The organism is Methylocella sp. CPCC 101449 (assembly GCF_031921685.1).
Taxonomy (GTDB): Bacteria; Pseudomonadota; Alphaproteobacteria; order Rhizobiales; family Beijerinckiaceae; genus Terripilifer.
The window spans coordinates 2269812-2294947 of record NZ_JAPDHU010000001.1 but is presented as its reverse complement, the minus strand read 5'-3'; the positions used below and the strand labels follow the sequence as shown (position 1 = coordinate 2294947).

Annotated in this window: 25 protein-coding genes; 12 read left to right on the top strand and 13 right to left on the bottom strand. The window is 58.2% G+C overall.

The window, feature by feature from the left end; all coding sequences use genetic code 11:
• Window positions 1-144 precede the first annotated feature (144 nt).
• Window positions 145-1308, bottom strand: a complete 1164-nt coding sequence (locus tag OIM99_RS10670; protein WP_311850319.1) for an acyl-CoA dehydrogenase family protein — start codon at window positions 1306-1308, stop codon at window positions 145-147.
• A gap of 180 nt (window positions 1309-1488) precedes the next feature.
• Here OIM99_RS10670 and OIM99_RS10665 point away from each other — a divergent pair, with 180 nt between their 5' ends.
• Together OIM99_RS10665 and OIM99_RS10660 are read left to right on the top strand one after the other, a co-directional pair.
• Window positions 1489-2271 carry a short-chain dehydrogenase/reductase gene (locus OIM99_RS10665; RefSeq protein WP_311850318.1) on the top strand — a complete coding sequence of 261 codons (783 nt, stop codon included), beginning with the start codon at window positions 1489-1491 and terminating at the stop codon, window positions 2269-2271.
• Window positions 2271-2969, top strand: coding sequence for a hypothetical protein (locus OIM99_RS10660; protein WP_311850317.1), 699 nt, complete (start codon window positions 2271-2273; stop codon window positions 2967-2969). Before OIM99_RS10665 ends, OIM99_RS10660 begins: the two co-directional genes overlap by 1 nt.
• A 19-nt stretch (window positions 2970-2988) precedes the next feature.
• On the opposite strand, the gene OIM99_RS10655 is transcribed toward OIM99_RS10660, so the two are convergent.
• Together OIM99_RS10655 and OIM99_RS10650 are read right to left on the bottom strand one after the other, a co-directional pair.
• Entirely contained in the window at window positions 2989-4476 is a 1488-nt protein-coding gene (locus OIM99_RS10655) for an aldehyde dehydrogenase (RefSeq protein WP_311850316.1), read from the bottom strand.
• Window positions 4477-4515: 39 nt separating this feature from the next.
• Window positions 4516-5634 carry an FAD-dependent monooxygenase gene (locus OIM99_RS10650; RefSeq protein WP_311850315.1) on the bottom strand — a complete coding sequence of 373 codons (1119 nt, stop codon included), beginning with the start codon at window positions 5632-5634 and terminating at the stop codon, window positions 4516-4518.
• Window positions 5635-5829: 195 nt separating this feature from the next.
• On the opposite strand from OIM99_RS10650, the gene OIM99_RS10645 reads away from it, so the two are divergent.
• Window positions 5830-6654 (top strand): IclR family transcriptional regulator C-terminal domain-containing protein, encoded by an 825-nt coding sequence (locus OIM99_RS10645; RefSeq protein WP_311850314.1) that lies wholly within the window; start codon window positions 5830-5832, stop codon window positions 6652-6654.
• Here the strand turns inward: OIM99_RS10645 and OIM99_RS10640 are convergent.
• The 5 genes from OIM99_RS10640 to OIM99_RS10620 all read right to left on the bottom strand — a co-directional run bounded on the left by OIM99_RS10640 (window position 6645) and on the right by OIM99_RS10620 (window position 12265).
• Window positions 6645-7742 (bottom strand): aromatic ring-hydroxylating dioxygenase subunit alpha, encoded by a 1098-nt coding sequence (locus OIM99_RS10640; RefSeq protein ID WP_311850313.1) that lies wholly within the window; start codon window positions 7740-7742, stop codon window positions 6645-6647. The two genes, OIM99_RS10645 and OIM99_RS10640, sit on opposite strands and share 10 nt — an antisense overlap.
• Before the next feature lie 274 nt (window positions 7743-8016).
• Window positions 8017-8958: an amidohydrolase family protein gene (locus OIM99_RS10635; RefSeq protein ID WP_311850312.1), complete on the bottom strand. Its 942-nt coding sequence runs from the start codon at window positions 8956-8958 to the stop codon at window positions 8017-8019.
• A gap of 9 nt (window positions 8959-8967) precedes the next feature.
• On the bottom strand, window positions 8968-10095 hold the full coding sequence (locus OIM99_RS10630) for an LLM class flavin-dependent oxidoreductase (protein ID WP_311850311.1): 1128 nt from the start codon (window positions 10093-10095) through the stop codon (window positions 8968-8970).
• A gap of 32 nt (window positions 10096-10127) precedes the next feature.
• Window positions 10128-11354 carry an SfnB family sulfur acquisition oxidoreductase gene (locus tag OIM99_RS10625; RefSeq protein ID WP_311850310.1) on the bottom strand — a complete coding sequence of 409 codons (1227 nt, stop codon included), beginning with the start codon at window positions 11352-11354 and terminating at the stop codon, window positions 10128-10130.
• Window positions 11355-11365: 11 nt separating this feature from the next.
• Window positions 11366-12265 carry an ABC transporter substrate-binding protein gene (locus OIM99_RS10620; protein WP_311850309.1) on the bottom strand — a complete coding sequence of 300 codons (900 nt, stop codon included), beginning with the start codon at window positions 12263-12265 and terminating at the stop codon, window positions 11366-11368.
• A gap of 160 nt (window positions 12266-12425) precedes the next feature.
• On the opposite strand from OIM99_RS10620, the gene OIM99_RS10615 reads away from it, so the two are divergent.
• Genes OIM99_RS10615 through OIM99_RS10600 form a run of 4 tightly spaced genes read left to right on the top strand, consistent with a single transcriptional unit; the run spans window position 12426 to window position 15752 of the window.
• Window positions 12426-13385 carry an ABC transporter substrate-binding protein gene (locus tag OIM99_RS10615; protein WP_311850308.1) on the top strand — a complete coding sequence of 320 codons (960 nt, stop codon included), beginning with the start codon at window positions 12426-12428 and terminating at the stop codon, window positions 13383-13385.
• A complete protein-coding gene (locus OIM99_RS10610) occupies window positions 13382-14149 on the top strand; it encodes an ABC transporter permease (protein WP_311850307.1) in 768 nt (255 codons plus the stop codon). The genes OIM99_RS10615 and OIM99_RS10610 overlap by 4 nt, the downstream gene beginning before the upstream one ends.
• A gap of 2 nt (window positions 14150-14151) precedes the next feature.
• On the top strand, window positions 14152-14880 hold the full coding sequence (locus tag OIM99_RS10605; protein WP_311850306.1) for an ABC transporter ATP-binding protein: 729 nt from the start codon (window positions 14152-14154) through the stop codon (window positions 14878-14880).
• Window positions 14881-14912: 32 nt separating this feature from the next.
• Window positions 14913-15752 carry a CmcJ/NvfI family oxidoreductase gene (locus tag OIM99_RS10600; protein WP_311850305.1) on the top strand — a complete coding sequence of 280 codons (840 nt, stop codon included), beginning with the start codon at window positions 14913-14915 and terminating at the stop codon, window positions 15750-15752.
• A 15-nt stretch (window positions 15753-15767) separates the two neighbouring features.
• Here OIM99_RS10600 and OIM99_RS10595 read toward each other — a convergent pair whose 3' ends face one another.
• Window positions 15768-16214 (bottom strand): Rrf2 family transcriptional regulator, encoded by a 447-nt coding sequence (locus OIM99_RS10595; RefSeq protein WP_311850303.1) that lies wholly within the window; start codon window positions 16212-16214, stop codon window positions 15768-15770.
• Between the two features lie 556 nt (window positions 16215-16770).
• Between OIM99_RS10595 and OIM99_RS10590 the strand changes: the two genes are divergently transcribed.
• From OIM99_RS10590 to OIM99_RS10575, 4 genes are all read left to right on the top strand, one after another.
• On the top strand, window positions 16771-17655 hold the full coding sequence (locus OIM99_RS10590) for a hypothetical protein (RefSeq protein WP_311850302.1): 885 nt from the start codon (window positions 16771-16773) through the stop codon (window positions 17653-17655).
• A 111-nt stretch (window positions 17656-17766) separates the two neighbouring features.
• A complete protein-coding gene (locus tag OIM99_RS10585; RefSeq protein WP_311850301.1) occupies window positions 17767-18210 on the top strand; it encodes a DUF5681 domain-containing protein in 444 nt (147 codons plus the stop codon).
• Window positions 18207-19700, top strand: a complete 1494-nt coding sequence (gene terL / locus OIM99_RS10580) for a phage terminase large subunit (protein ID WP_311850300.1) — start codon at window positions 18207-18209, stop codon at window positions 19698-19700. The genes OIM99_RS10585 and terL overlap by 4 nt, the downstream gene beginning before the upstream one ends.
• A 23-nt stretch (window positions 19701-19723) precedes the next feature.
• Complete coding sequence (locus OIM99_RS10575) at window positions 19724-21160, top strand: DNA modification methylase (RefSeq protein WP_311850299.1); 1437 nt, start codon at window positions 19724-19726, stop codon at window positions 21158-21160.
• Between the two features lie 23 nt (window positions 21161-21183).
• On the opposite strand, the gene OIM99_RS10570 is transcribed toward OIM99_RS10575, so the two are convergent.
• From OIM99_RS10570 to OIM99_RS10560, 3 genes are all read right to left on the bottom strand, one after another.
• Window positions 21184-21483: a helix-turn-helix transcriptional regulator gene (locus tag OIM99_RS10570; protein ID WP_311850298.1), complete on the bottom strand. Its 300-nt coding sequence runs from the start codon at window positions 21481-21483 to the stop codon at window positions 21184-21186.
• Between the two features lie 898 nt (window positions 21484-22381).
• Window positions 22382-22804, bottom strand: coding sequence for a tripartite tricarboxylate transporter substrate-binding protein (locus OIM99_RS10565; RefSeq protein WP_311850297.1), 423 nt, complete (start codon window positions 22802-22804; stop codon window positions 22382-22384).
• A complete protein-coding gene (locus tag OIM99_RS10560; RefSeq protein WP_311850296.1) occupies window positions 22752-23309 on the bottom strand; it encodes an SOS response-associated peptidase in 558 nt (185 codons plus the stop codon). Before OIM99_RS10560 ends, OIM99_RS10565 begins: the two co-directional genes overlap by 53 nt.
• Before the next feature lie 154 nt (window positions 23310-23463).
• Between OIM99_RS10560 and OIM99_RS10555 the strand changes: the two genes are divergently transcribed.
• On the top strand, window positions 23464-23784 hold the full coding sequence (locus tag OIM99_RS10555) for a hypothetical protein (protein WP_311850294.1): 321 nt from the start codon (window positions 23464-23466) through the stop codon (window positions 23782-23784).
• Window positions 23785-24649: 865 nt separating this feature from the next.
• Here the strand turns inward: OIM99_RS10555 and OIM99_RS10550 are convergent.
• Complete coding sequence (locus OIM99_RS10550) at window positions 24650-24919, bottom strand: aspartate-semialdehyde dehydrogenase (RefSeq protein WP_311850293.1); 270 nt, start codon at window positions 24917-24919, stop codon at window positions 24650-24652.
• Window positions 24920-25136 lie beyond the last annotated feature (217 nt).

The window sequence follows — 25136 nt, the reverse complement described above, 5'->3', positions numbered from 1 at the left end:
GGCCAAGGTGCAGGCGGAGGGCCAGCGCGTCACCGATACGATCGCTCTGTTCCAGGCTTTGGGTGGCGGCTGGTGGAACCGCCCAGGCCCGCTCGTCCCCCAGGGCGTGCCTGCCGAAGGAACGCCGCAGGCTATCGCGACGAACTAATAAGAGCGCGGCAAACCGAGGACATGTTCGGCGAGATAGGAAAGCACCAGATTGGTCGAAACCGGCGCCACCTGATAAAGCCGCGTCTCGCGAAACTTACGCTCGACATCATATTCGGCGGCAAAGCCAAACCCGCCGTGCGTCTGCAAGCAGGCATTCGCCGCTTCCCACGATGCTTCCGCCGCCAACTGCTTCGCCATATTGGCTTCCGCCCCGTTCGGCTTGCCGGCATCGTGCAAGGTGGCCGCCGTATAACGCATGAGATCGGCGGCGCGCACATTCATATAACTGCGCGCGATCGGAAACTGCACGCCTTGATTCATACCGATCGGTCGGTCGAACACCATGCGCTCGCCCGCATAGGCCCGCGCCTTGTCGACGAACCAATAGCCATCGCCGATACATTCGGCCGCAATCAGCACCCGCTCCGCATTGAAGCCGGCGAAGATCGTACGAAAACCCTGCCCTTCCTCGCCGATCAGATTTTCGGCTGGTATTTCGAGATTGTCGAAAAACACCTGATTGGTTTCATGATTGACCATATTGGCGATCGGCGTCATCGCCATGCCGCCTTTAAGCGCCTGCGCGACATCGACGATAAAAACCGACAAGCCATCGGTCTTCTTCTTCACCTGATCGAGCGGCATCGTGCGGGCCAGCAGGATCATCAGATCGGAATGTTGCAGGCGCGATGTCCATACTTTCTGGCCATTGACCACATAGCGATCACCGCGCTTGACGGCCGTCGTTTTCAACTTCGTCATGTCCGAGCCGGTCGTTGGTTCCGTCACCGCCATGGCCTGCAAACGCAGTTCGCCGCTGGCGATACGCGGCAGATAGGCCCGCTTCTGCGCTTCCGAACCGGCCCGCAACAGCGTCGACATATTATACATCTGCCCATGCACGGCGCCGGAATTGCCGCCAGAGCGATTGATCTCCTCCATCACGATGGAGGCTTCGACCAAACCCAGGCCCGATCCGCCATAGTCCTGCGGGATCAAGGCCGCGAGCCAGCCGCCCTTGGTTAAAGCCTCGGCGAACGCCTCGGGATAGGCGCGCGCTTCGTCGATCCGCCGCCAATAGGCCCCATCGAAGGCGGCGCAGAGATCGCGCACCGCTTCGCGGATATCGGCATGATCTTCAGGCGCGGGAATCTGCATGGCGTTTCGGTCCATCCTCTGGTGCCAACGGCGTTTTCCGCGACTTTAGAGACCGCCGGCCACGGGTCAATGCACCGATCAATGCCGCCGCTGCACGCGCACCATGCAGGAGCCGTCCTTGTTCGGGTTTCGGCAAAGGGCTACGCAAGAACAATGCAATCCGCGCAACGGAGAAGCGCCATGGAACTCGGCTACAAAGGGGAACGCGTCCTCATCACCGGCAGCACCAAGGGCATCGGCTATGCCTGCGCCGAGGCTTTCGCCGCTGAGGGCTGCCCGATCGTCATCACCGGCCGTGACGCCGCCACCGTGGAAGCGGCCCGCCAAAAACTCGCCAGCACCTATCAAGTGAAAGTCGAGGCCTTCGCGGGCGATCTCTCGCATCCCGCCGAACGCGAAAGGTTGGCGGCGCAAGCCCCCGATATCAACATTCTCGTCAACAATGCCGGCGCCATACCCGGCGGCAGCCTGCTCGATCTCTCCATGCAAACCTGGGATCAGGCCTGGGCGCTGAAAGTGATGGGCTATATCCATCTCACCCAGATCTATCTGCGCCGCATGAAGGACAAGCATGCCGGCACGATCGTCAACATCATCGGCAGCGGTGGCCGCAGCCCGCGCTTCGACTATGTCTGCGGCGGCACGGGCAATGCGGCGCTGATGGCCTTCACCGGCGCCGTCGGCGGCCATTCCGTCGATTTCGGCGTGCGCGTTTTTGCCATCAATCCGTCATCGACCAAGACCGATCGCGCCGTCACTTTGGCCAAGACCCGCGCCAAGGCGAAATATGGCGACGAAAGCCGCTGGGAGGAAATGCAGCATCATGCGCCGCTCGGCCGCCTCGCCGAGCCCGGCGAAATGGCCCGCGCCGCCGTCTTTCTCGCTTCGCCCGCCTGCGGCTATGTCAGCGGCGCCACGCTCGATATTGATGCCGGCAGCGCCTATCGCGGCGGGCCTGTGTAATGTTCGATCCCGACGACATCGACTGGCTGGCCCATGCGGCGATCGCCGATGCGCCCCACGTCGATGTCGTCTTCCTGCTCAACGACCGCTTCTATATCGGCAATCCCAACGATGGGGCTGAGATCGCCGATCCAAAGCACTATGTGCCCCTGGCATCACCCGCGACCGATGGCACATTTTCGGTTTCCGAAGTCGAGAACCGGGGCGACGAACTGGCACTCTACTATCGCCGCCTCGTCGAGATGGCTGCGCACCATCGACGGCCTTTCGGTCAAATCAGGCAATATTTCTGGATGCGGTTGGTATTGCGCTGGCGGGAGGGAGAAACCTTCCTGCCCTGGTACGATCATTGGCGCGAAATGACGTCGCTGCTCGACTGGCTCGACGGCGCCGGCAACGGCCAGCATTGGTATGATGTCGATCAAGGCTGGGAAATGCTTGTGCGCCGACGCGGCCACCACTTTTTTATCCGCGAGGGCGATGGTGACGGCAATGAAATTCTCAATGTCCAGATGGAAAGAGAACCGCTGCTGCGCGGCATCGCGCCCCTGCAACGGCAAACGACCACTGCCATCGCGCTGCTGACCGAGCGCCTGGGCGCCGATGTCTGGAGTACCTATCTCTATCAGCCGGACGTCCGCTTCGGCACCAAAGACTGGTCGCCCAAGCCAAGCAAAAGGCCGACCGCCAAGCCATAATGGCCGGCGGCCGATCCAGTCAGAGTCCTGCCCAGGGATGCAGGGCGCCGCTCGTATCGATGTAATAGGATTTCTGCTGCATATAGGCGCGCAGACCATCGCGGCCCTTCTCGCGACCCATGCCGCTCGCCTTCATGCCGCCGAACGGCGTCGAGATCGAGAACTGCTTGTAGGTATTGATCCACACCGTGCCGGCCTTGATCGCCGCGCCGATGCGCAGCGCCTTGACCACGTCCCGCGTCCAGATTCCGCAAGCGAGGCCATATTCATTGTCATTGGCATCGCGGATCAGCGTATCTTCATCATCGAACGGGAAGACGGTCAGCACCGGGCCGAACACCTCCTCACGGCAGATCTCGGCACCCGGCGCCACATCGCCGATGATTGTCGGCTCCAGATAGACGCCCTCGTTATAGTCGCCGCCAGCCGGACGCTGGCCGCCGGCCAGAATCGTGCCCCTATCGCGGCGCGCCTGCGCGATGAAACGCTCGACGCTGTTGCGATGATCCTCGTGGATCAGCGGCGCCACCTGGGTGCTGCTCTCGAAGGGATGGCCGACACGCAAGGCTTTCGTGCGCGCGATGAGCTTTTCCAGAAACGGCTTATAGATCGAACGCTGCACATAGAGCCGCGAACCGGCGATGCAGGATTGACCGGACGACGAGAAAATGCCGAACAGAATACCGGCGATGGTCTGATCGATATCCGCATCCTCGAACACGATGGTCGGCGACTTGCCGCCGAGTTCGAGCGAAACCGGCATCAGCTTCTCAGCCGCCTTGCGCGCCAGGCTACGACCAACCGCCGTGCCGCCGGTGAACGAGACCTTGCCGACCGCCGGATGAGTGACCAACAGATCGCCAACGACACTGCCCGAACCCGGCAACACCGACAGCAAGCCCTTCGGCAGACCCGCTTCGTCGATGATGCGCGCCAATTCCAGCGACACCAGCGGGCTCCACGATGCCGGCTTCAAGATCACCGCGTTGCCAGCGGCCAGCGCCGGCGCGAGCTTCTGCGCATCGCTGGCGATCGGCGAATTCCACGGCGTGATCGCCGCGACGACGCCAAGCGGCTCCCAACGCGACAGAGTGATGTAATCGCCGCGCGCCGGCGTGATCTTCTCTTCCTCGGTTTCGCAGACGGCGGCGAAATAACGGAACGTGCCGGCGGCACTGGCCGCAAGCGCCCGCGTCTCGCCCAAAGTCTTACCCGTATCGCGCGTCTGGATGTAGGAGATGCGATCGATATTGCGGCTGATGCCATCGGAGATTTTATAGAGGAAGCTCGCCCGTTCGTGCGGCTTCAAACGCTTCCAGCTCGCCGCATCGGCGGCATCCTGCGCCCGCGCGATCGCTTCTTCGACATCAGCGGCGGAAGCGCCCGAAACCGTAGCATTGTGGCTGCGATCGGCCGGGAAGACCGAGGTGATTTCCGCGCCCTGCCCCTTGCGCCATTCACCGCCGATATAGAGGCGATCCTTGGGCATATCGACTTTATCGAGCATGTCGTCTCACTCCAACAGATATCAAAATCACCCAAAAACCTAGGCATCGAGCGGCGCGGTCCAGGCGTTATAGCCATAGAGCCAGTCGACATTGCCATCGGTCCGCAGCCATTCATTGCCGCGCGAACCGATCTGTACTTTCGCGGTGCGATCGAGCCGCGCCGCTTCATAGGCCGCCACAGCCTGCGCCACCGGAAGCTCCGACAAGGCGCGTGCCAGAACCACCGCATCCTCGATGGCCATACCGGCGCCCTGCGCCATGAACGGCATCATCGGATGGCAGGCATCGCCCAACAGAACCACCGCGCCTGACGACCAGCTCTTCATCGGATTGCGCACGTTCAGCGCCGATTTCTTCACATCCGAAACCGGCGCCAGCAAGGCCTGGGCCTCCGGATAGAAATCCGCATAAGTGGCACGCAGTTCTTCAGGGTCACCGTCCGTCGTCCAGGATTCATGTTTCCAATCCTGTTCCTTTGTCGCGAAGACGAAAGTCTCGCGACCCTGATTAAGCGGGAAGGTGACGATCTGCCGATCCGGCGTCGGCCCCCACCATTTGGTAAAGGCATCGAGATTGGGCACCGACAGGCTCGACTGCGGCACCACCGCCCGAAAGGCGATGAGCCCGGTGAATTCCGGCTTGTCCGGACCAAACAAAGCAGCACGCACGACCGAGTGAATGCCGTCGGCACCGATGATCACATCGGCCTTGATGATCTCACCATTCGCCATGGTGAGCGAAGGCCCATTGGCGGAGGTATCGATCGCCTGCACGCGCTGACCGAAGCGAATGCAGTCCGCCGGCAGCGCATCGGTCAAGGCTTTCAAGATATCGGCGCGATGGATGGTGAGCTGCGGCGCACCGTAAAGCTTTTCGGCTTCGTCACCCATCGGCAGGCGCGAGGTTTCCTCGCCCGTGTCCCATGTGCGGCTGATGCGATAGGTCGGCCGCGCCGCCGTCGCGCGAATAGCATCGCCGATGCCCAGGCCATCGAGAGCGCGCACCGCATTGGGCGTCAGATTGATATCGGCGCCGACGCGGGTGAATTGCGAAGCCTGTTCGAGAACCAAGGCGTCATGGCCGAGCTTGCGCAGCGCCAAAGCGGCGGTCAATCCGCCGACACCGCCGCCGACAATGACAATCGAAAGCTTGCTCATGAACCCCTCGCTCCCAGCACCGCTAAAGGTCCGCATCTTCCTCAAGGCGCCCATTGAGGCAAGGCGGAAATCCCCGCACGCCAGCCTGAGCGGCGGAGTGTTTTGCGTGTAAAACGGGCATGTTCAACCCATGAAACACTGCAGCGCAGCATAGAGTGTGTTAGGCATTCCCGAGAGATAAGGCGCTGGAGCGCGATGGCACAGGCAAAGAAATTGACGAAGGAACGGGCGCTCTCGCGCAAGGCGCCGCCGCCCCGGCAGGGCGTTCAATCCTTCGAATTGGGGATGAAGCTGTTTCAGACGCTGGTGAGCCTGAAGGGCGCCGCCACTTTGGCGGAGTTGAGCGCCGCCAGCGGCATGACGGCAAGCTCCGCTCACAAATATTGCGTCAGCATGATCCGCACCGGTCTGATCGAGGCGGACGGACGGGGCCGCTACAAGATCGGCCCCTATCTTTATACGCTCACCAATCCCGACACCTGGCTCGAACGCGCCCAGATCCTCGCCGGTGAACTCCTGCCCGATCTCGTCCGCCAGGTGCAGGAGACCAGCTTTCTATCGATCTGGAGCCCGACGGGGCCGATGGTTTTGAAAGTGCATGAGAGCGATCGGCCGGTCACCGTGCGCATCCTGGCGCAGCATCGCTATCCTCTCTCCAATACATGCGCGGGCCGCGTCTTCGCCGCCTTCCTCGATCAGGAGAAGGTTGCCCCGCTTGTCGACGCAGAACTGAAGCAGCGGGCGACCGATGCTGCCATTCTCAATCAATTGCGCAAGCAATATGAGCAACGCATCGCCGAAGTCCGTCGCCGCTTCCTATCCCGCGCGACCCCAGAGCGCTACGCCGGCTTGAACTCCGTGTCGGCGCCGATCTTCGATCGCAACGGCAAGCTCGCCTTCACGATCACCAGCTTCGGGCCGACGGAAACCTGTTCCATCGCCTGGGACGGCCCGGTGGCGCAGGCTCTCAAAGCCTTCGCCAATGAAGTGATGCAGCAGATGGGCGGGCGCTATCCCTGACCGGGCTCTTCCTCGGCGCGCAGCATGCGCTCCAGGATGCGACGATATTGCACGGGACCGACATCGATCGACAGGAAGAGCGGCTTTGGCGCGCTCGGCGCCTTCATGCGGCGCTGCTGCGCCTCGATCACCGGCGCGTCCTGCTTCTCAAAGGCGAAGCGTCGCATCTCGTTCAGGTTCTTCTGAATACGCAGGTCGGTCTCGCCCTGCGTTCTGACGTTCCAGCGCACGGCAGCAAAGAAATAATGCGTGGTCTCGTCGGTCTCGGGCGTCAGAATATGGGCGCCGTAGAAACCCGTACCGGTCGAACGATCCGTGCCCTGCCGCCACACCCCCGTGTCGTTGAGCAGATTGGATGGCGCGGTCCAGCGAATAGCAGTTCCTTTATCGACCAGCTTCGGCGGATCGGGCCAGAATTCGGCGAAAATGCCGGGAATCGTCGCATCCGTATTGAAACGGCTTACGGTGATCGCATCGCCGGTATTTTCCACCTTGATATCCGCATCGGCCTTGGCGGAATCGCCGAGAACGCCATCATGCAGAAAAGCGATATGGCTGAGATCTAGGAGATTATCGACGACGAGCGATGTTTCCGCTTCAAGACGCAGATAGTCGCGCTTGCTCATGTGACGCTCGTCGGCGCCATCGAAACACTTATAATCAGGCACAAGCGTCACATCGGGCTTGGCCTCGCCGAGCCACACCCACACCATGCCGTGCTTCTCAACCAACGGATAGGAGGGAATGTCGAGCCGCGCATTGGGCATGACACCGGGCGTATGCGGATTGACAACGCAATGGCCATCCTTGTCGAACTCGAGGCCGTGATAGCAGCAGCGCAAATGGCCGTTCGCCAACAGCTTGCCCATGCTGAGCGGCGCCAACCGATGCGAACAGCGATCGGCGATCGCATGCGCCACACCATCGGCACTGCGAAAGAAGGCGAGCGGCTGATTGAGAATGGTGCGCGCCTTGATTTCTCCGGCCGGCAAGTCGCTCGACCACCAGGCCGCATACCAGCAGTTCTTCAGATAACGTGTTTCATGCGCTGCGACAGGCGCTTCCATCTGCGCTGCTTGAACATTCATCGCCCTCTCCTCCTCACGATATCCAACGGCAACGCCCCTTCGTCATCGCAGGACAATTTCCTAATAGGAAATTTAATTTCAATAATAGGAAATTATGTGAGTGACCTGAAGACCTGTCAATACAAACAAAAAAGCCGCTGCAACCGCAGCGGCTTATCAACGGCAGTTGTCCCGGCCATAGCGTTTCACTGTTCGGCTTAGCCGAACGCCATGAAGACGCGCCAAAATAATAGAATACAAGCAAAATCACGTTTCTATCGAAACGTGATTTGCTCTAGTGTCCAACGAGCGCCAGCGCATTGCCTCCGGTAATCAGCGCCCTGTCCGCCTCGGCGACGTCGGCTGTCTGCAACGCGGCGAACAACCTCTCACGGATCGGCCCTTCGTTGACGATCGGCCAATCGCTCCCCGCGAGCACGCGGTCAGCACCGAGAATATCGATCGAGGCACGGATCTGCGCGGGATCGAAGCCCATCGTGTCGATCCAGACATGCTTGCGCATCGCCGCGATCGTCCCTTCGGACAAAATGCTGTGATGCGCGAAGCCGCTCGCCATCGCCAGACCGCCGAAGGCCAATGCCGTGACGACCACTTTGAGCCCGGGCAATTGCGTGAAGACGCCACCTTCCAAAAGCGCGATCAAGGCCGCTGAATTCACCGTGCCCCGCGCGAACAGCACGCCCAGACGGCCATAGCGTGACATTTGATCGGTGAACGGTTGCGGATTGACCGGATGCACAAAAACCGGAACACCAAGCTCCGCCGCCACCTGCAAGGTCGGCCGGGCCTGCGGCGCATCGATCAGCAAGTCTCCCCGGGCACTGTCAACAAACAGGCCCGTGAGCTTCAAATGCTTGATCGCGCGCTCAACCTCGCGCGCCGCCCGATCACCATCATAGGCATCGATCGTGGCAAGTGCCCGGATCCGCCCTGAATGGCGGCCCGCCAGCTCCGCCAGTTCGTCGTTGATTTCAACGATCGTGCCATGCGCCAGATGGCCATCGGCATCGGCCAAGAGCGCAGCCGGCGTATTGACCACCCGCGCATCGAGATCGCCGTTGCGGATATCCTGCAAAAGCAGATCTTCGTCCGCCAGTTTCCGGTTCAGGTCCAACCACCGCGCCTGCTGGCTCGGCGGGAAGGTGCGCGCCGCCGTCGATTCAAAGCGCTGGGGAATATGATGATTGTGAAAGTCGACGACGAAATCAGCGGCCATGTTTCCTCCTCAAGCAAATCTTCTGGCTGGCGTTCTTGCGGCCAAGGGCACGCCGGTTTCACCGATCAAGGCTTTTACGCGCGGAATCACATGCCTGGCAAAATTTTCCTGCTCCTCGATCAGCGGGAAGAAGGACAGAAGATAGGTGGAAATACCAATATGCCAGAATGCCGCGATCCGTTCGGCAACCTGGTCATAGCTGCCGACAAACCCTGGCAGCGTACCGCCATTCGCGCCGATCATGCGCGCGTTGTATTTGAGGCCATAGCTCAAGGTCTGCGCTTTCGGATCGACATTTTTGCGCATGTCCTGTTGGCGCGTATCGTAGAAGGAATCCTGTATCCGGAAGAGTTCCGCCAGAGCCGCCTGCGCCTCGGCCTCAGTCTCGCGCGTAATCGAAAAGCCGGTGATGCCAAATTTAAGAGGCGTGCCGGGCCGTACCTTGGCACGCATGTCGGCCACGTCGCCCACCACATCATCGATCGGCCGTCCATTGATCAGCCAGACGTCGGAATAGTCGCGCGCGAGCTGACGCCCCGGCTCGGATTCGCCACCGGAATAGATGACGGGCCGTTTGCGATAGCGCGACGTCGGGCGAAGCGCGTAAGCGTCGAGCTTGAAGTGCTCGCCTTCGTGCGTGACCGTCTCGCCTTCCATCAAGCGCTTGACCACATCGAGCCATTCGGCGCCGTAGGCGTAGCGCGCATCATGTTCCGGAAACCCGATGCCGGAGCGCTCGAGCTCAGGAATGAACCAGGCATTGACCACATTGATGGCAAAACGACCGTGGCTGATATCCTCGATACCGAGCGCCATCTTGGCGAGCACGACGGGATGAAAGAGACGCGGCTTGATCGCGGCGATGATCTCGATCCGCTCGGTGATGGCGGCGGCCGCCGCGGCCACCGTCCAGGCTTCCTGGATTTCCTCCGTCTGATCGAGCGGATTGATCGTGTGCTGCGCGTAGAGAATGGTATCGAAACCCGCTTTTTCGGCGCTCACGGTCATATCGCGCGTCAGATCGTAACTGGCGACGAGGCGTTCCTTATGGGGGTCGATCACCCATTTGCCGCGATAAGGCGCCCAAACACCGAATTGAATGGGCGACGGCGTGTCGACAGAAAGACGGTCAGGCATGGCTTTTTCCAGATTCATCCATGTTGAGGCGGCTAGAGATAGGAACCCGGCGGCGGCAATTGGCCGTTCAGATAGTAATTGCCGAGATGAAATTCCTTCCAGCGCAGCGGATCATGCAGGGAATGGGTCCGCGCATTGCGCCAATGGCGATCGAGACCATATTTGCCAAGCGTCGCCCGCGCGCCCGTGAGCAGGAAGAATTGATCGGCGATATGCGTCGCGGCTTCCGAACACAGCAGCCGTGCATCGGCAACCGCCAACCGCGCTTCCCATACGGCCTGTTCGGAAGGATGTGCCCGGGCATGATCGATCTTGCCGGCCGCGGCTTCCAACACGAGCGCTGCCGTCCGTACTTTGACACCGAACTTGCCGAATTCGCGCACCACGAAGGGCTCCTCCCAATGCGCATTGGGATTGCCCGTCCAAGGACGATTGTTTTCACGGATATAATGCGCCGCATCGGCAAGCACTTCGTCGGCGATCCCAAGATCGATGGCGGCATGAATGAGCCCGGCATTCAGCGAATAAGAACGGCCATCGGCGCCCGGAGGCAACATCGGAAAAACATGATGATCGGGCACGAAGACATCGGTGAAAATGGTCGTTCCACTGGCCGTCAATCGCTGGCCCATGCCGTCCCAATCGTCGATCAATTCGATTCCTGAACCGGCCGCATCGACAAAATAGATAAAAGCTTCGTGCCGGCCATCCTTGTCGAAATGCGCGGTGAACGGAATCCACTGAGCAAAGAGCGCACCGGTCGAATAATATTTGCGACCGGTGATGCGCCAGCCACCCTCTACCTTACGTAGATCATGGACATAGTCATTGGGGCGGCGTTTCGTATCCTCTGAATGCGCATTGCCGATGCGATCGCCGGCCAGGAAGCGCTTGAAGAAGAAGGCCGCTTGCTCAGCCGTTCCTTTCGCGACCGTCGGAACCCAGCAGAAATGATTTTGCGGAATCTGGCCGATGCTCGGATCGGCAGCCGACAAAATCCGAAAGACCTTGGCGACCGTCGCGGCTGAGACATCCGCCCCGCCATGTTCCTTCGGCACGGCGATCCCGAAGACACCGGCTTGTGTCAGCGCCTCGATCTCTTCGCGCGGTAAGATGCGTTTCTGATCGCGGGCTATGGCGTTCGTGCGAAAACTCGCCGCCAGCCGCTCCACCACATCGATTGCCTCGGCATCGGAGCTGATAATATGAACGGACGGCTTGGCCGGGGCACTTGCGACAACTTTCAGATGACTGACCATGTCAAAACTCCCTACGCGCCGATGAAGGCGTTGAACTCTTCGGTGAAGGTCGGATCGACCTTGATCGGTTTGGGAATGACGGCTTGAGCCAGGAAGGTATCGGCAATGTCTTGGCCGTTGGCGATCAATGACCGATCGATCGGGCGCAGGCCCGCCGGCCGCTTGCGTTCGGACACCAGCGCAACCTCGTAGGGAATACGCAGCAGCTCGGCCACGGCACGCGCCCGCGTCTCCTGATTGTTGCGCGCCCAGGCGAGATGGCGATGCAACTGCCGCACGAACAGGCCGACGCCGGCCTTTTGCTGCGTCACAGCCTTTTCCGTTGCGATATAGAACAGCGAATTATCGCATCCGGCTTCGCCCGCGTTGAGAATGCGACGCGCGCCCTCAGCCTCATATTGCGACAGCGACGCATCGATGAAAACTGAAGCGTCGACCCCGCCGGTCTCCAACACCGCCAGAATATTGGTGCCGGCCGGTAGGGTGACCGAAATCACGTCGCTGATCTTCAGCCCTTCCGCACGCAGCGCTTTCGTCAGCAGCCATTGTGCATTGGTGGCACGCGGATAGGACACTTTCTTGCCGACCAAGTCCTTCACGGTGCGGATCGACGAGGTTTTATAGACGATAATAGCTTCGCCTTCCGGCCAGGGCTGAGTGGCCGCGACGATCTTGATTGGAATGCCGGCGGCCTGCGCGACGACTGGACCGACCTCGCCGACTTCGGCCACATCCAGCTCGCCCGCATCGAGGGCTTGAAGCATCGCCGGCACACTGTTGAAGCGGATGATCTCGATGGCGCCATCCGCCGGCTTGTCGTCGCCATTGGCATGGAATGTCGCCGCCACTCCGTAAATATTGTTGGTGCCGACTTTAACCGGCCGCTGCGCTTGCGCTCGCACGGAAGACATAAGCGGCCCCAAGGCCATCGCGGCGGTCAGGGAACGACGGGTAATGCCTAAAGACACGAAAGCCTCCTAATTAGTATATAATTTTGGTAGACTAACTTGACTTTGAAGTCAAACCTGTAATGCTTGCCCCATTGCAAAGCGCGATTGGAGGTTTCTCGAAATGAACGTGTCCCGCAGGGTGATGCTCGCGTCGCTCGCCGCCGCAACCGCGGTCACGACGGCGCGCGGCCAGACGGCACAGTCCAAACCGCTGCGGATCGGCACTAGCAACACCTTCGGTTTTGCCGCCACCTTCAAAGCCAATGGCGATGACAAATTCGGCGGCTTCTCTTTCGAGATCGTCCCCTTCAACGGCGGCTCGCCGCAGATCATTACAGCCCTCAACGCCGGGGAACTCGACGTCGGCGAATTGGGCGAGGTTGGTCCGGTGGTCGCTCAGTCGGCGGATATTCCCTTCAAGATCATTGCCGCCACCGAACCCTGGGGCGATGGCCAAGGCGTTCTGGTCGATAAGAAATCTGGCATTGCCAGCCTTACCGACCTGAAAGGCAAAAAGATTTCCTATACGCGCAGCACCAATTCCCATTGGGTTTTGCTGAAGACGCTTGAGAAAGCCGGTCTCAAACCTGATCAGGTTCAGCACATCTTTCTGCCGCCCGGCACCAATGTGCAGGCCGTGCTCGAAACCGGCGGCATCGATGCCGCCATCGCCATCGACACGCTGCTCACCGCCTTCGAGCGCTCCGGCAGCCGGCGCCTTGTCAGCGGCGCCGATGTCGGCGCTGAAAACCCGCTCTATTACATCGCCAGCGACACGGCGATCGCCAACAAGGCCCCGGCGATCGGCGCCTTCGTCTCCGCCCTGGCGAAACACGTCGCCTGGGGCCACGCCAAACCGGAAGAGCGCGCCAAAGCCGTCGCGGAATTGCTGCGCATCGATCCCGAAGTCGCCCTGATCGCCGAGCGCAAACGTCCCGGCCGGCTCGCGCCGATCGACGACCGCCTGCGCGGCAACAATCAAAAGATTTCCGACGTGTTCTTCGAACAGGGCCTGATCGGTAAACGCCTGAATGCCTCCCTGTCCTTCACCGATCAATTCAACGGTTCTATCGCACCATGACCGCCCTCAGCCGCCCCCTGCGCCGCGCCATCGTTCCGCTGGTCATCCTCGTCACCTGGCAAATCCTGGCGAGCTATGGCGTGATCAATCGCCGTTTCAGCTCTTCGCCCTATGACATCGGCGTCTCACTGTGGACGCTCGCCAGCAACGGGCAACTGACCACGCATCTCGGCATTTCGCTCTGGCGTGCGGCTTTCGGCCTCTTCGTCGGTGCTTCGACGGCCCTTGCAGCCGGCATTTTCGCGGGCCTGTCGAAGATTGGCGAGGATGCGGTGGATTCGACCATTCAGGCGATCCGCACGCTGCCTTTCCTGGGCCTCGTGCCGCTGTTCATTCTCTGGTTCGGCCTCGGCGAAACACCACGCATCCTGCTCGTTGCGCTGGGCTCGTTCTTTCCGATCTATCTCAACGTCTTCAAAGGCATTCGCAGCGTCGACGAACGGCTGATCGAATTAGGGCGCAGCTATAAGCTGTCGCAATGGCGTCTCGTGCGCGACATCATCTTTCCCGCCGCTCTACCCTCCGCTCTCGTCGGCTTGCGCTATGCCATCGGCATATCCTGGCTCAGCCTCGTCGTCGCCGAGCAGATCAATTCTTCTTCGGGTCTCGGCTGGCTGATCGTCCAGGCCAACGAACTGGCACAGACTTCCGTCATCATGACCGCGCTTGCCATCTATGCGGTGATCGGCGTTCTGGCCGATGCCCTCGTCCGACTGATCGAACAACGCGCGCTGCGTTGGCAACGCGCATTCAAAGGTGCCTGAACATGCCGCTCGACACCACGCGCGACCCGATCATTCTGCACAATGTCGAACGGTCCTTCGATGGCCGACAGATTCTGCGCGATATCAATCTCGTCATCGAGGACGGCGAGTTCGTCGTTCTGGTCGGCAAAAGCGGTTGCGGCAAGTCGACCCTGCTGCGCATCGTCGGCGGCCTTGACAGCGGCGCGGCGGGCCATGTCGATGTCGCGCCGGAACATGCCATCTGCTTTCAGGATCCGCGCCTCCTGCCGTGGAAATCCGTCTGGCGCAACGTGACGCTTGGCCTCTCCGGTCCGACGCGCGCCTTGCGAACGCGCGCTCTGGCGGCACTGGCCGAGGTGGGCCTGCGCGAACGCTCCGATGCCTGGCCCCTCACGCTCTCGGGCGGCGAGGCCCAACGGGTGGCGCTCGCCCGGGCTCTGGTGCGCACGCCGCGGTTGCTGCTGCTCGACGAACCTTTCGCCGCTCTCGATGCCTTGACAAGGTTGAAGATGCAGCAACAGATATTACGTCTGTGGCGGCATCACCGTATCGCGATCCTATTCGTCACGCATGATGTCGATGAAGCCCTGCTTCTGGCAGACCGAATTTTGCTGATGGAAGCCGGGTCGATCACGCGGGAATTCCGCATCGATCTCGACCGCCCACGCAAGCGGGACGATGCGAATTTCGCTCTGTTGCGAAAGCAGATTCTGCTTTCGCTGGGCGTCGACGAGCAGGACGGTGGCTGACCAAGATCGGCCACCGATGAATGGAGGCTTTCATGAATATTCATGCCGACAGCAAGGCTACGCAGCAGCCGCTTCTCCATGCCTCGTTGAACTATACACAGCGCATGAGTGAACGCGGCTTCAACTATGCGTCCGAGCCGCCGCCGGGCAAGCCCCGCACCAATGTGGTTTCCGATCCCGAGACGGTCGGCATTTACGACGGCCGTGCGATTGAAGCTTCCATCGACCGCGAAGGTTTCGCGCTGGCTCAACATCCCACCACCGTCGCCGATCTCTTCAACGACGATCTGGTGAAGTCGCAATATTACCCGGAAACAGCCGATCTGCTGCGGCAATATACGGGCGCAGCGCGGGTCCATATTTTCGATCATACGACCCGACGCCGCCAGCCTGGCGAAGTGCTGGGTTCCGGCCGTGGCGGCGTGGGCCGCGGCCCTGTCGGGCGTGTGCATGTCGACCACACCGAAACGTCCGGCCCCAAACGCCTGCGCGAATTGCTCGGCGATGAAGCCGATCAATTGGCAAAACGCCCGTTCGCGGTGGTCAACGTCTGGCGCCCGGCGCATGGACCGCTGGAGGATTCGCCGCTCGCCGTCGCCGATGCGCGTACCATCCCGCCCGAGGATCTGATCGGCACCGATCTCATCTACAAGGACCGCACCGGCGAAACCTATTCGGTCGCCTATTCGCCACAGCACCGCTGGTATTTCTATCCGCACATGCAGGCAGACGAGGTCATTTTTCTGAAGTGCTATGATTCACGCACGACCGTGGCACGGTTCGCGCCGCACACGGCTTTTGAGAACCCGCTGGCGCCGGCCGATGCGAGACCGCGCGAAAGCATCGAGATCCGCGCCTTCGTGTTCTTCTGAAAAAGGCTCGCAGCCTTAAATATGATACATGAGGTCGCTGCGCTCATCGTCGGTGAGCGCGCGCATCTCCGCCAAGGTCCGCTCGTCGAGCACGCGCGAGATGGCATTGCGCACCTCGTACATCATCAACCGCACCGGGCAGTTTTTCTCGTCGCAATCGTCGCAGGAACGATAATAGTTGTGGCTGGCGCAGCGGATCGGCGCCAATGGCCCATCGAGCGCCCGCACGATCTGCCCGACACGGATCTGCGACGCGGGCTTGGCCAGCGTATAGCCGCCGCCCTTGCCCTTCTTCGATTGGACGAGGCCGGCATTGCGCAATTCGCCGAGAATGGCGTCCAGGAACTTTTTGGGGATGTTGTTCAGCGTGGCGATGTCGGAGACGAGCGCCGGCTGGCCCGGCTCGAAACCGGCCAGATGAACCATGGCCTTCAGCCCATATTTGCCCTTGTTCGTCAGCACCAAGCCACTCCGGAAACAGTTCGGCAAACCCGCCCGGCGCCAACAGCGCCGTCTTAGCCAGAAAACCGATCAACCTTATATAGTGTAAAGAGTTGATATTTTCGACGTTCCCCGCCCAGTCCACACAGGAAGCGCGCTGGACCGTCGCCACAAACTCAAGCTTGACTTTAAATCGAGATCCCAGGCTGCCGGAAGATGCCTGGCTGACGACCCAGACGGGACAGCGGGGGTCTGCTCGATCACCTCAGAACCCTGTTTCTTCAAATTAACAGGTGAATTTTCCTGATTCAAAGCCCCTGTTCCACCGTACGCCGCCACGTATAGGTGGCTCTTTCAGATAGTTAGTTCGCTATAGGTCTCGCCGCCAAACAGGTTCCTATCAGGGACAAATCAGGTGGATAACAGGTGAGCGCACGCGCTTTTGCAGGGTTCCAAAGCGCACCAAGCACAACCACGACCATAAGGTCCGCTATTTGGGCAACCTCTTTCGCTCGCGAATCTCTTATGGTTCGCCGATATCGGAACATCTTCCGAGTCGTACTCCGAGGTAGGCATCATGACCCTCGACATCTCTGAAACGACGCATTGGCAGATCGACATGATCGAAGAGGTCCAGGCCGGTCGGATTTCTTGGGAGCAGGCAGAAGCAGAGGCGCAACAACAAAGGATGCCTCCATTTGTTGTTTGGGATTCACCGCTGCATCTCAGAAATTTCGAGAAGGCTTTCTGGCCCGTTGACTTGGTTATTGCCTACATAATTAGTCCGAATCCCAGCGCCGCAATTCGGCGGTGGCGCGAACATCGGTTTTGGACGGAAAAAAGATCAACAGACGGCTGGCCGGACGCAGCCTCCCGTCTTCAAGAAGCTTTCCGATGCGGGGCATTACGTGCCTTCGGGAAGCGGTATCCAGACGATACGCGTGTGGAAATTCCCCAGCTCGATTGGATTGACCTCCGCATCACTCAAATTGGTCAATCCGACTACGTCTGCGAGCTCTCAGGAGCCATTAAATACTACGACGTGCAGATTGCCCGTGCCGAGGTTGAGGCGGCTTTTGACGCCGCCGGAGATGGCTCAATCAGCCAAACTCATCAACCCGACGCCACCGATAGCGCTGCGTCGAAGATCGAGATTCCCATCACCGAAACTCCACAGGCCTATTCGGCATCCGCCCCTGAGCAGAACCAAGCCATAGAAGCTACATGCGAAACTTTTCTCTCTGACCTCATGAGGGAACACCCAGACAGGCCTGCCTCGAAGAAGGCGGTCTTTGAGGAAGTAAACCAACGGCTTCAGAAGCCCATTTCTAGGAGAAAGTTCGACCGTTTATGGGGAAACGCGACGGTTCATCAACCGAACTGGTGCAAAGCCGGCCGACGACCCTCTTCAAATCGTATCGATCTGTCGCAGATTTGCCCCGAACTCCCTCGCGTAAAATAGGGGTACAGAATCGCGACCCGATTAATTCGAAATCATGTCGGCTATTAAGATAGCAACGCGCTCTGCTCCACTGCCTCCATCGCTCCTAACCGATGATTCTATGAGGCAGACATGTCCGACGACGACTCCGAGACCGGCTCACGCTCACTTAAAACCGGGCGATTTCAGCCTGGCCGATCCGGCAATCCCCGAGGTCGACCGAAAGGAACACGAAACTTTTCCCAGAGAATTGTTGCCCAACTGAGCAAAACCGTTTCCGTAATCGAGAACGGGCAAAAACGGCGAATGACCAAGGGGGAGATCGCCGCGAGACAACTGGTCGATAAAGCGGCAAAGGGCGATATACATTCACTCAAGCTTGCCAGCAGTATGGTCGCTGCGCACGAAGACCATTCTCTACAGAGTCGAATCGCTGCCCTGTCAGAACCAGATGACGATTTAGTCATAGAGCAGGTCATCAACAGAATCCGAGGAACGCTTCAGCGTAACAAACAAGATCCAACCGATGCTCCTTCTTCACAAACTCAAGCCGTGAAGGGGGAGCAAGGACGATGACCAACCGAAGCAGCCAACGCCTCCTGACATTTCAAGAATATAAGGCCGCGCTGAAACGTGATCCGACGGCTTTTATGCAGAGAAGCTTTCATGCTCTGCATGCAACGCAGTACCTGTACTCGGACTATCACGATCTAATTATGAGCACTCTTAAGGAGTGTCTCACCGGCAATATCAAGCGTTTAATTATCAATGCACCACCACGGGGCATCAAATCGCACGCGGTGTCGGTATCATTTGTTGCCTGGGCGCTTGCTAACAATCCAGCCCTTAAGTTCATCTTGGCTAGCTACAGCATGGATCTAGCGCAAACCCTGGCGCGAGAAACGCGCACTTTAATGGAGCATCCCTTCTACAAGGCCATCACTACGACCAGAATATCGCCTCACCGCAAGGCTCTGAATGATTTCTATACTACTGCGGGCGGCTTTCGAATGTCGACGTCCCCTGACGGCACGTTGACCGGCCGAGGTTGCAACATCTTCATCATCGACGACATTATGAAGGCCGACGAGGCTCTATCACCAGCCGTTCGAAAATCGCGCATCGAATGGTATGAAAACACTGTTGTTTCCCGACTAAACAGTAAGAAAGATGGCGTCATTATTATCGTTATGCAGCGCCTTCACCAAGACGACCTTTGCGGACATCTTCTCAGAACAGGCAAATGGAAGCACCTATGCTTTCCCGCAATCGCGGAAGAAGATATTGAGATACCCTACCGAGGGATCTACGGCGACTACAAATTTGTGCGTAAGAAGGGGGAACTCCTTCACCCCGAACGGGAAGATCGTGCCGCCATTGAGCGCATTCGAAAAGAAATATCCTTCTACAATTACACAAGTCAGTATCAGCAGAATCCGGCCCCAGAATCTGGCCATATCGTCAAAAAGGAATGGCTCAAGTACTACTCTGATCTGCCAAGCGGCCGACCACTCAATATATTACAGAGCTGGGACACAGCGAATAAAGCGTCTGAGCTAAGTGACTATTCCGTTTGTACCACTTGGCATCAATATGGCGATGACTACTATCTCATCGATGTGCTTCGGCAACGACTTGATTATCCGTCACTCCGAAAGGCGATCAAGCAACAGGCAGATAAATTCAGTCCGCATTCTATCCGAATAGAAGATCGCGCTTCAGGTTCATCGCTTATCCAGGACATCTCGAGCGAGGTCTCTGGTGTTCTGGCATACCTTCCACCTCCTGGGGCAGATAAGATTATGCGGCTGCATGCTTGTTCCCATATCTTTGAATCTGGTCGCGTGTACTTGCCTCAATCAGCATCTTGGCTCGATGCTTATATCAATGAGCTCATGGGTTTCCCGGGAGGATCTCATGATGATCAGGTCGATTCGACAACCCAAGCGCTGGATGTCCTGAAAACGCCAGATACGCTGAGCTTACTCATAAAAATCGGGCAAAATGAAAGAGAGTTTCTTGAAAAATCAGGCCGTCTAACAAATCCATTACGCTTTCCGTTCTAATCACACTTCGACTGGAACAAGAGATGCGAAAGCAACAAAAGCCGCTCGACCTTAAAACGTCACTGACGAATAGCCTCAAGACCGAGGATCGAAATCACCGTTCCAGAACCAGCGCACTAGCTGATCTGCCCATTACGCCTTCGCGCAACGACATCCTACCTGGATTGGAACTGGTTCAAATCGCGATAGAGAAATTGACCATCCCAACCCGTAACGTGCGAATTCTCAACCAATCTCACATTCGCGAGCTCGCGAACGCGATGTCTTCGTTAGGCTTCTGTGTACCGGCCTTAGTCGGGAAGGAAAACCTTGTCGTTGACGGCCTGACTCGTATCGAGGCAGCGAAGCTTCTTGGGCTCAGAGAAATTCCATGCGTTCGCATTGACCACCTATCGGATATTGAACAACGAACTCTCCGACTGGCAGTCAATCGGCTAGGAGAAAAAGGTCAGTGGAGCCTCCCTGAATTAAAGATCGAGCTAGAAGATCTGAGCCTGGCTGAAGCATCGATCGAAATTACCGGCTTTGAACCTCCAGAGCTCGATCAATTGATGTTCTCGCCAGAAGGAGAGCTCGAAAAGACGGCGCTAGAGCCTTCGCCCAACGGCGGGCCCATTGCCCGTGTCGGCGACATGTATCAGTTAGGCGATCATTTTTTGATATGCGGAGATGCCACCGATCCAGCAGTTCTCGGGAGGCTATTGGCGAACGTACAGCGTCCGGCGCGAATGATCTTCACTGACCCACCGTACAATGTCCGAATTGCAGGCAACGTCACCAAGACGCCGCACCGCGAGTTCACAATGGCGTCTGGCGAAATGTCTGACGAGCAATTTCTCGCCTTCAACCGAAACTGGTTAGCAGCCACCACCCCCTACTTGATAAATGGAGGTGTCGTTGCTGCTTTCATCGACTGGCGCGGCTATCCAATTGTGCACGCCGCGGCTGTGGCTGAATCTTTGACTGCCCTTAATCTGGTGGTTTGGACCAAGACGAACGCGGGGCTCGGCAGCCTCTTTCGTTCTCAACACGAATTTCTACCTATTTATCGTAAGGGCAACGCTCCTCATCTGAATAACATCAACCTCGGTAAGAAAGGTCGTTGGCGCTCAAACGTTTGGGCCTACGCTGGAGCCTCCTCCGTTGGATCTGATGCTCGCAAGGGGCTTATCCATCATCCCACCGTCAAGCCGGTTCAGATGCTAGCCGAGGGGCTTCTCGACTTCACCGATGCTGGGGACGTGATCCTCGACCCGTTCCTGGGGTCCGGTTCGACCCTGATGGCAGCACAATCCACCAAGCGGATTTGCCTCGGTGTCGAGATTGATCCACTTTATGTCGATGTCATTATTCGGAGATTTGAAGCGACCACTAGAAGGACAGCTATTCGCCTCAACCACGACAACGCTAATGAGAAACTAGAGCAAAGTCAGAAGCAAGATGGCGTACCTGGCCAATAAGATTCCTGTACATTTGAGCTCAGCTATTTTGCCAACCTAGATGATCCAGCTTTGCGGCCACTGCTCTGAACCGATGGCTTACCCTCTTTCCGCTTCCCGGCAAATACAGACGAACTAGATCGGCGAAGCAAATCGGCCGCCTCTACGCCTAGAATCTTGGCCAACCGGTCGACGACATCAATTCCGGCCGAATACACGCAGCGTTCGAGCGAGCTCACGTAGGTACGGTCGATATCTGCCTTGTAGGCAAGCTCCTCCTGGGAAAGGCCAGCGGCTTTCCGGTATTGGCGCAGATTCTTGGCAAAAACTTCCCGAATTTCCATCTTGGCCAGAAGATGGCTTCGATGGGTATTGATCTACGGAGTATACTCTACATTTCTGCACGGAAATCGGGTATGGAGGCGTAGCCGGCCACCTGCCGGGAGCAATATATGGGCGCCTCAATATGTCCGACAAAGAAATCCTGCTTCTCGCCTTAGGCCTGACGTTATCCTTTTTCCCAGCCGTTTATGCCCTTTGGAACGGGAAAATCACCGCAGCCGCCGGCAGCGTCCTCCTTATAGTTGTCTCCTTCGGATTATTTGGGCTTCCGGGCTATTTTCTTTCATTTGTCGTCGCACTTCTACTTTGCATCGTTTCTGTCAATGCGTCTCGACACCGTCAAATGATGCAGGCCATAGCGACAACCATGGCATCGTCCCCCCAAGAGACAGCGCCCTCGCGATTTCAAATTTTACTTCAACCTAGGAGATCGCGTCCGACGCTAGTCCCTGCAGGTAGCAACGAAACGAGGATAAGCACGCCCGAATACGCTTGCGGAAAGTGCGACACGACAATAGCGCCTAGCTCACGGTTCTGCCCAGGCTGCGGCGGGAGACTGGATTGGCCACCACCGAGCCAACTCTAACGGCCCAGCCCCTGTTCTCCGCGGAACAGGCGTAGCAATGCTAGATCAGCCAATTCGCAGGTTGCCGTCACCATGACGCCGAAATGAACCGCATTGATACCAATAGCCTTGACCATCGGCACCAAGGCGGAATCAATGGTACGCGGCGTGCCACGACTTCCTCAGTCAACGCCCTTAAAGCCCGATTGTTTTATCGGTTCGGCCCAGAATTGAGCGTCACGTTTTTGGATATTAGCCAGCTCAGCAGCGGTTTTCCCAGTCGGCGTCAAGCCCAGTCCCTGGAAAAACTTCTGTCCTTCCGGACTTTTGACCGCCTAGATGACGATAGATTCGACTTTGCTAATCATCTCTTGAGGCGTTCCGGCAGGCGCGTACATTGCGAACCAGGCTTCGGCAGCAATATCATAGCCCTGTTCTCGATATGTCGACACATCGGGCGTGAACAGGGATCGTTGCTCTCCTGTCGTCGCTAAAATTCTGAGTCTGCCGCTCTTATGAAGCTGAACAACATCCGCCAAGGAGGTTGACGCAAGTGGCACCTGCCCTGCGACAAGATCATTCAGCAATGGCGACGATCCACGATAAGGCACATGACGCAGCTCGATTTTCGCGGCGTCGGCAAACAGGATACCAGAGAAATGCAGGACCGAACCACTAGCTGGCGAACCGAAGGCTGCATCCTGCTTATGCGTGATAAGCCATGCCTTTAGATCTTGCAGATTGCGCGCAGTCGTCATCGGTCCTGTTGAAAGCGCTCCACTCGTCGGCCTCGCGCACGATGATCGTGCAGGAGATGATTTCGCTCCCACTCTCGTCTTTCCAGCGGTCCCATAGGCCGGCGAACGCGAGTATCTGTCTGTCGCGCGCCGTGAAGTAATGCGGCGTCCGATCGGCCTTCGGTCCCGTCCATTCGAAGAAGCCCGACGCCGGGATGATGCAGCGACGCTTTTTGAAGGCCTCGCGAAACATCGCGGCCGTTTCGACCGTCTCGACACGCGCGTTGAACGTCGCCGGCATGCCCTTAAGGGGCTTCTTCCACCAGCCCGGCACTAGGCCCCATCGCGCCGTTATCAACTCGCGGCCGCCATCGGCGCTGCGGCGGATGATCTGGACGTCAGTCGTGGGGGCGATGTTGTAGCGCGGCTGCTGGTTGCCGGCGCCGACGGGGCGCGCGTCCGTCAAGCCCGAGCTGAAAGCGTAGACTTCTTCCCAGGTGTAGGCTTGGCTGAAGCGGCCGCACATTCTTCCAAAAGTACCCCTTTCGGCTTCGGCCGAGAAGTCCGACTATCAGCGAAAAAATCGGTGAAAAAGGGGCTTGAAAATCGGACAAGTCGCACCAAAATTTCCGGCGCTCGGACCAGTTGGTCTGGCCATGTGTCATCTTGAGGATAAGGCCATGGAAAACGCAAACGACTACGAACGTATTGATGATATTTTGATTCCAGCTCTCGCGTTCGACCACCCAATGGACGTGGTCAACGATCCCGATCTGACCACGGGGGAAAAGAAATCCCTCCTGGCTGCGTGGGCCTCCGATGCCCAGGCTTTGGAAGATCAGCCGGCGCTCAGACGAAGTGATCCGCACCGAAAGCCCGTCCCGATCGACGACATTCTCGCTGCATTGCGAAAGCTCGATCGATTTCCAGATGTCGGGCGTAAAGCCGCGCGGGAAGCTCGCCGCATGTCGATTGAGCTGAGCCCAGCCTGCCGATCATGAACGACGCAAAACTTATCGTTTCACTCTGCGGAGCAAGCGCTGCGGAGAACGCCCTGGCGACTCTTGCCGCGAACAGCTCGCTATTGTCTGCTGGCGTTTCCCCGTTGGAAGCAGCAGCGGCCTTCGAGCAAGCAGAAAGAGCCGGCCTAGATGGCCGGCTCCATGAACTAACGGAAGTGCAGCGACAATTGGCGAGCGCATGGATTAACGCCCAACGTGCCGCCTATGACAAGATCATGGCTGGTCGTGGCCAACCGTCCAATGGACCATTACCGAACAGCTTCGACATGCGTGTAGTCTATCGAGACACACGATCTTGAACGAAATGGCGCGGGGATACCGCCTGCGCATTGAAAGAACAGCATCACGGTAGCCGAGAAGCATGCACCGCCCAATTCCTGATATTCATTGCAACGATTGCAGAATAACAACTGGCGAAGACACGTCCACAGGCTGTTCGTCGTCCGAAGATGCGGCGCGATCCGAAGTGCTCGCAGACGCGCCACTCCGGCACGGACCGTTGCATGTACAACTCGAAGCTGTTCATGCGGGTTGGTCGAGATTTGGGCTTACCTCCCAATGGACCGAGGCGCACTACAGAGTCACCGCGAAGGTGGGAACGACTACATATGCGTGCCGCTATCAGCGCTTCGAGGACGCTGAGGCCCACTTCAAACGCATCACGCAGAAGCAGCACGCGTTCGATTAGTGAGGTCCGGTTGCTGGTAAGAAGCAACCGGGGCCATTTGTAATGTCAGTCCGTCATTTTTGATTTCGATACGTCGGCCTTGAGGCCCCGCGTCTGCAGCTTCGGCACAGCTATACTAAGAACACCGTTGGACTAGGTGGCGGAGATCAACCAAAATCAATGCAATCGAAACTCTCCCGAAACGGCCTTAAGTTCTGCAGGTCGAATTAGATTCTGATGACTGACAGTTATTCGAAATAGCGTACCTTCCAGCTTCGCCCGCCAAAACTGAAGGAATCGATTGAGCTCAGGAAAGAGCGGAGCCACATCGTAATCCTGCCATACGTATTCTTGCAGAATCGAAGGATGATCGGGCAGTCGATATAGGATGCCCGCGGTGGTCAGTCCGTAGCCGTTCAATTGCCTCATAAACTCTCGCTCCGACATTCCTTTCACCTCCTTGAGCTTCGATCAAAATTCTAAGGAATTTCTTTCGTCACGCGCAAGAAGAAAGTACTTTTTTATTTGAACTATCAGCGCTTTAGCACTCACCATAAAAAAGTGCTGACAGCCCCTTGACGTCAAAAAAGAGGCAACCCAAATTTTCGCGCGGATGCACGCGAGGGAGCTTTGAGGCTCTGGCCGATAAGCCACCGACCGACAT

Excerpts from the sequence above, each read along its gene's own strand:
- OIM99_RS10670 (WP_311850319.1), bottom strand. The coding sequence starts at position 1,308 with ATGCAGATTCCCGCGCCTGAAGATCATGCCGATATCCGCGAAGCGGTG.
- OIM99_RS10665 (WP_311850318.1), top strand. The coding sequence starts at position 1,489 with ATGGAACTCGGCTACAAAGGGGAACGCGTCCTCATCACCGGCAGCACC.
- OIM99_RS10660 (WP_311850317.1), top strand. The coding sequence starts at position 2,271 with ATGTTCGATCCCGACGACATCGACTGGCTGGCCCATGCGGCGATCGCC.
- OIM99_RS10655 (WP_311850316.1), bottom strand. The coding sequence starts at position 4,476 with ATGCTCGATAAAGTCGATATGCCCAAGGATCGCCTCTATATCGGCGGT.
- OIM99_RS10650 (WP_311850315.1), bottom strand. The coding sequence starts at position 5,634 with ATGAGCAAGCTTTCGATTGTCATTGTCGGCGGCGGTGTCGGCGGATTG.
- OIM99_RS10645 (WP_311850314.1), top strand. The coding sequence starts at position 5,830 with ATGGCACAGGCAAAGAAATTGACGAAGGAACGGGCGCTCTCGCGCAAG.
- OIM99_RS10640 (WP_311850313.1), bottom strand. The coding sequence starts at position 7,742 with ATGAATGTTCAAGCAGCGCAGATGGAAGCGCCTGTCGCAGCGCATGAA.
- OIM99_RS10635 (WP_311850312.1), bottom strand. The coding sequence starts at position 8,958 with ATGGCCGCTGATTTCGTCGTCGACTTTCACAATCATCATATTCCCCAG.
- OIM99_RS10630 (WP_311850311.1), bottom strand. The coding sequence starts at position 10,095 with ATGCCTGACCGTCTTTCTGTCGACACGCCGTCGCCCATTCAATTCGGT.
- OIM99_RS10625 (WP_311850310.1), bottom strand. The coding sequence starts at position 11,354 with ATGGTCAGTCATCTGAAAGTTGTCGCAAGTGCCCCGGCCAAGCCGTCC.
- OIM99_RS10620 (WP_311850309.1), bottom strand. The coding sequence starts at position 12,265 with ATGTCTTCCGTGCGAGCGCAAGCGCAGCGGCCGGTTAAAGTCGGCACC.
- OIM99_RS10615 (WP_311850308.1), top strand. The coding sequence starts at position 12,426 with ATGAACGTGTCCCGCAGGGTGATGCTCGCGTCGCTCGCCGCCGCAACC.
- OIM99_RS10610 (WP_311850307.1), top strand. The coding sequence starts at position 13,382 with ATGACCGCCCTCAGCCGCCCCCTGCGCCGCGCCATCGTTCCGCTGGTC.
- OIM99_RS10605 (WP_311850306.1), top strand. The coding sequence starts at position 14,152 with ATGCCGCTCGACACCACGCGCGACCCGATCATTCTGCACAATGTCGAA.
- OIM99_RS10600 (WP_311850305.1), top strand. The coding sequence starts at position 14,913 with ATGAATATTCATGCCGACAGCAAGGCTACGCAGCAGCCGCTTCTCCAT.
- OIM99_RS10590 (WP_311850302.1), top strand. The coding sequence starts at position 16,771 with ATGACCCTCGACATCTCTGAAACGACGCATTGGCAGATCGACATGATC.
- OIM99_RS10585 (WP_311850301.1), top strand. The coding sequence starts at position 17,767 with ATGTCCGACGACGACTCCGAGACCGGCTCACGCTCACTTAAAACCGGG.
- terL (WP_311850300.1), top strand. The coding sequence starts at position 18,207 with ATGACCAACCGAAGCAGCCAACGCCTCCTGACATTTCAAGAATATAAG.
- OIM99_RS10575 (WP_311850299.1), top strand. The coding sequence starts at position 19,724 with ATGCGAAAGCAACAAAAGCCGCTCGACCTTAAAACGTCACTGACGAAT.
- OIM99_RS10570 (WP_311850298.1), bottom strand. The coding sequence starts at position 21,483 with ATGGAAATTCGGGAAGTTTTTGCCAAGAATCTGCGCCAATACCGGAAA.
- OIM99_RS10565 (WP_311850297.1), bottom strand. The coding sequence starts at position 22,804 with ATGACGACTGCGCGCAATCTGCAAGATCTAAAGGCATGGCTTATCACG.
- OIM99_RS10560 (WP_311850296.1), bottom strand. The coding sequence starts at position 23,309 with ATGTGCGGCCGCTTCAGCCAAGCCTACACCTGGGAAGAAGTCTACGCT.
- OIM99_RS10555 (WP_311850294.1), top strand. The coding sequence starts at position 23,464 with ATGGAAAACGCAAACGACTACGAACGTATTGATGATATTTTGATTCCA.
- OIM99_RS10550 (WP_311850293.1), bottom strand. The coding sequence starts at position 24,919 with ATGTCGGAGCGAGAGTTTATGAGGCAATTGAACGGCTACGGACTGACC.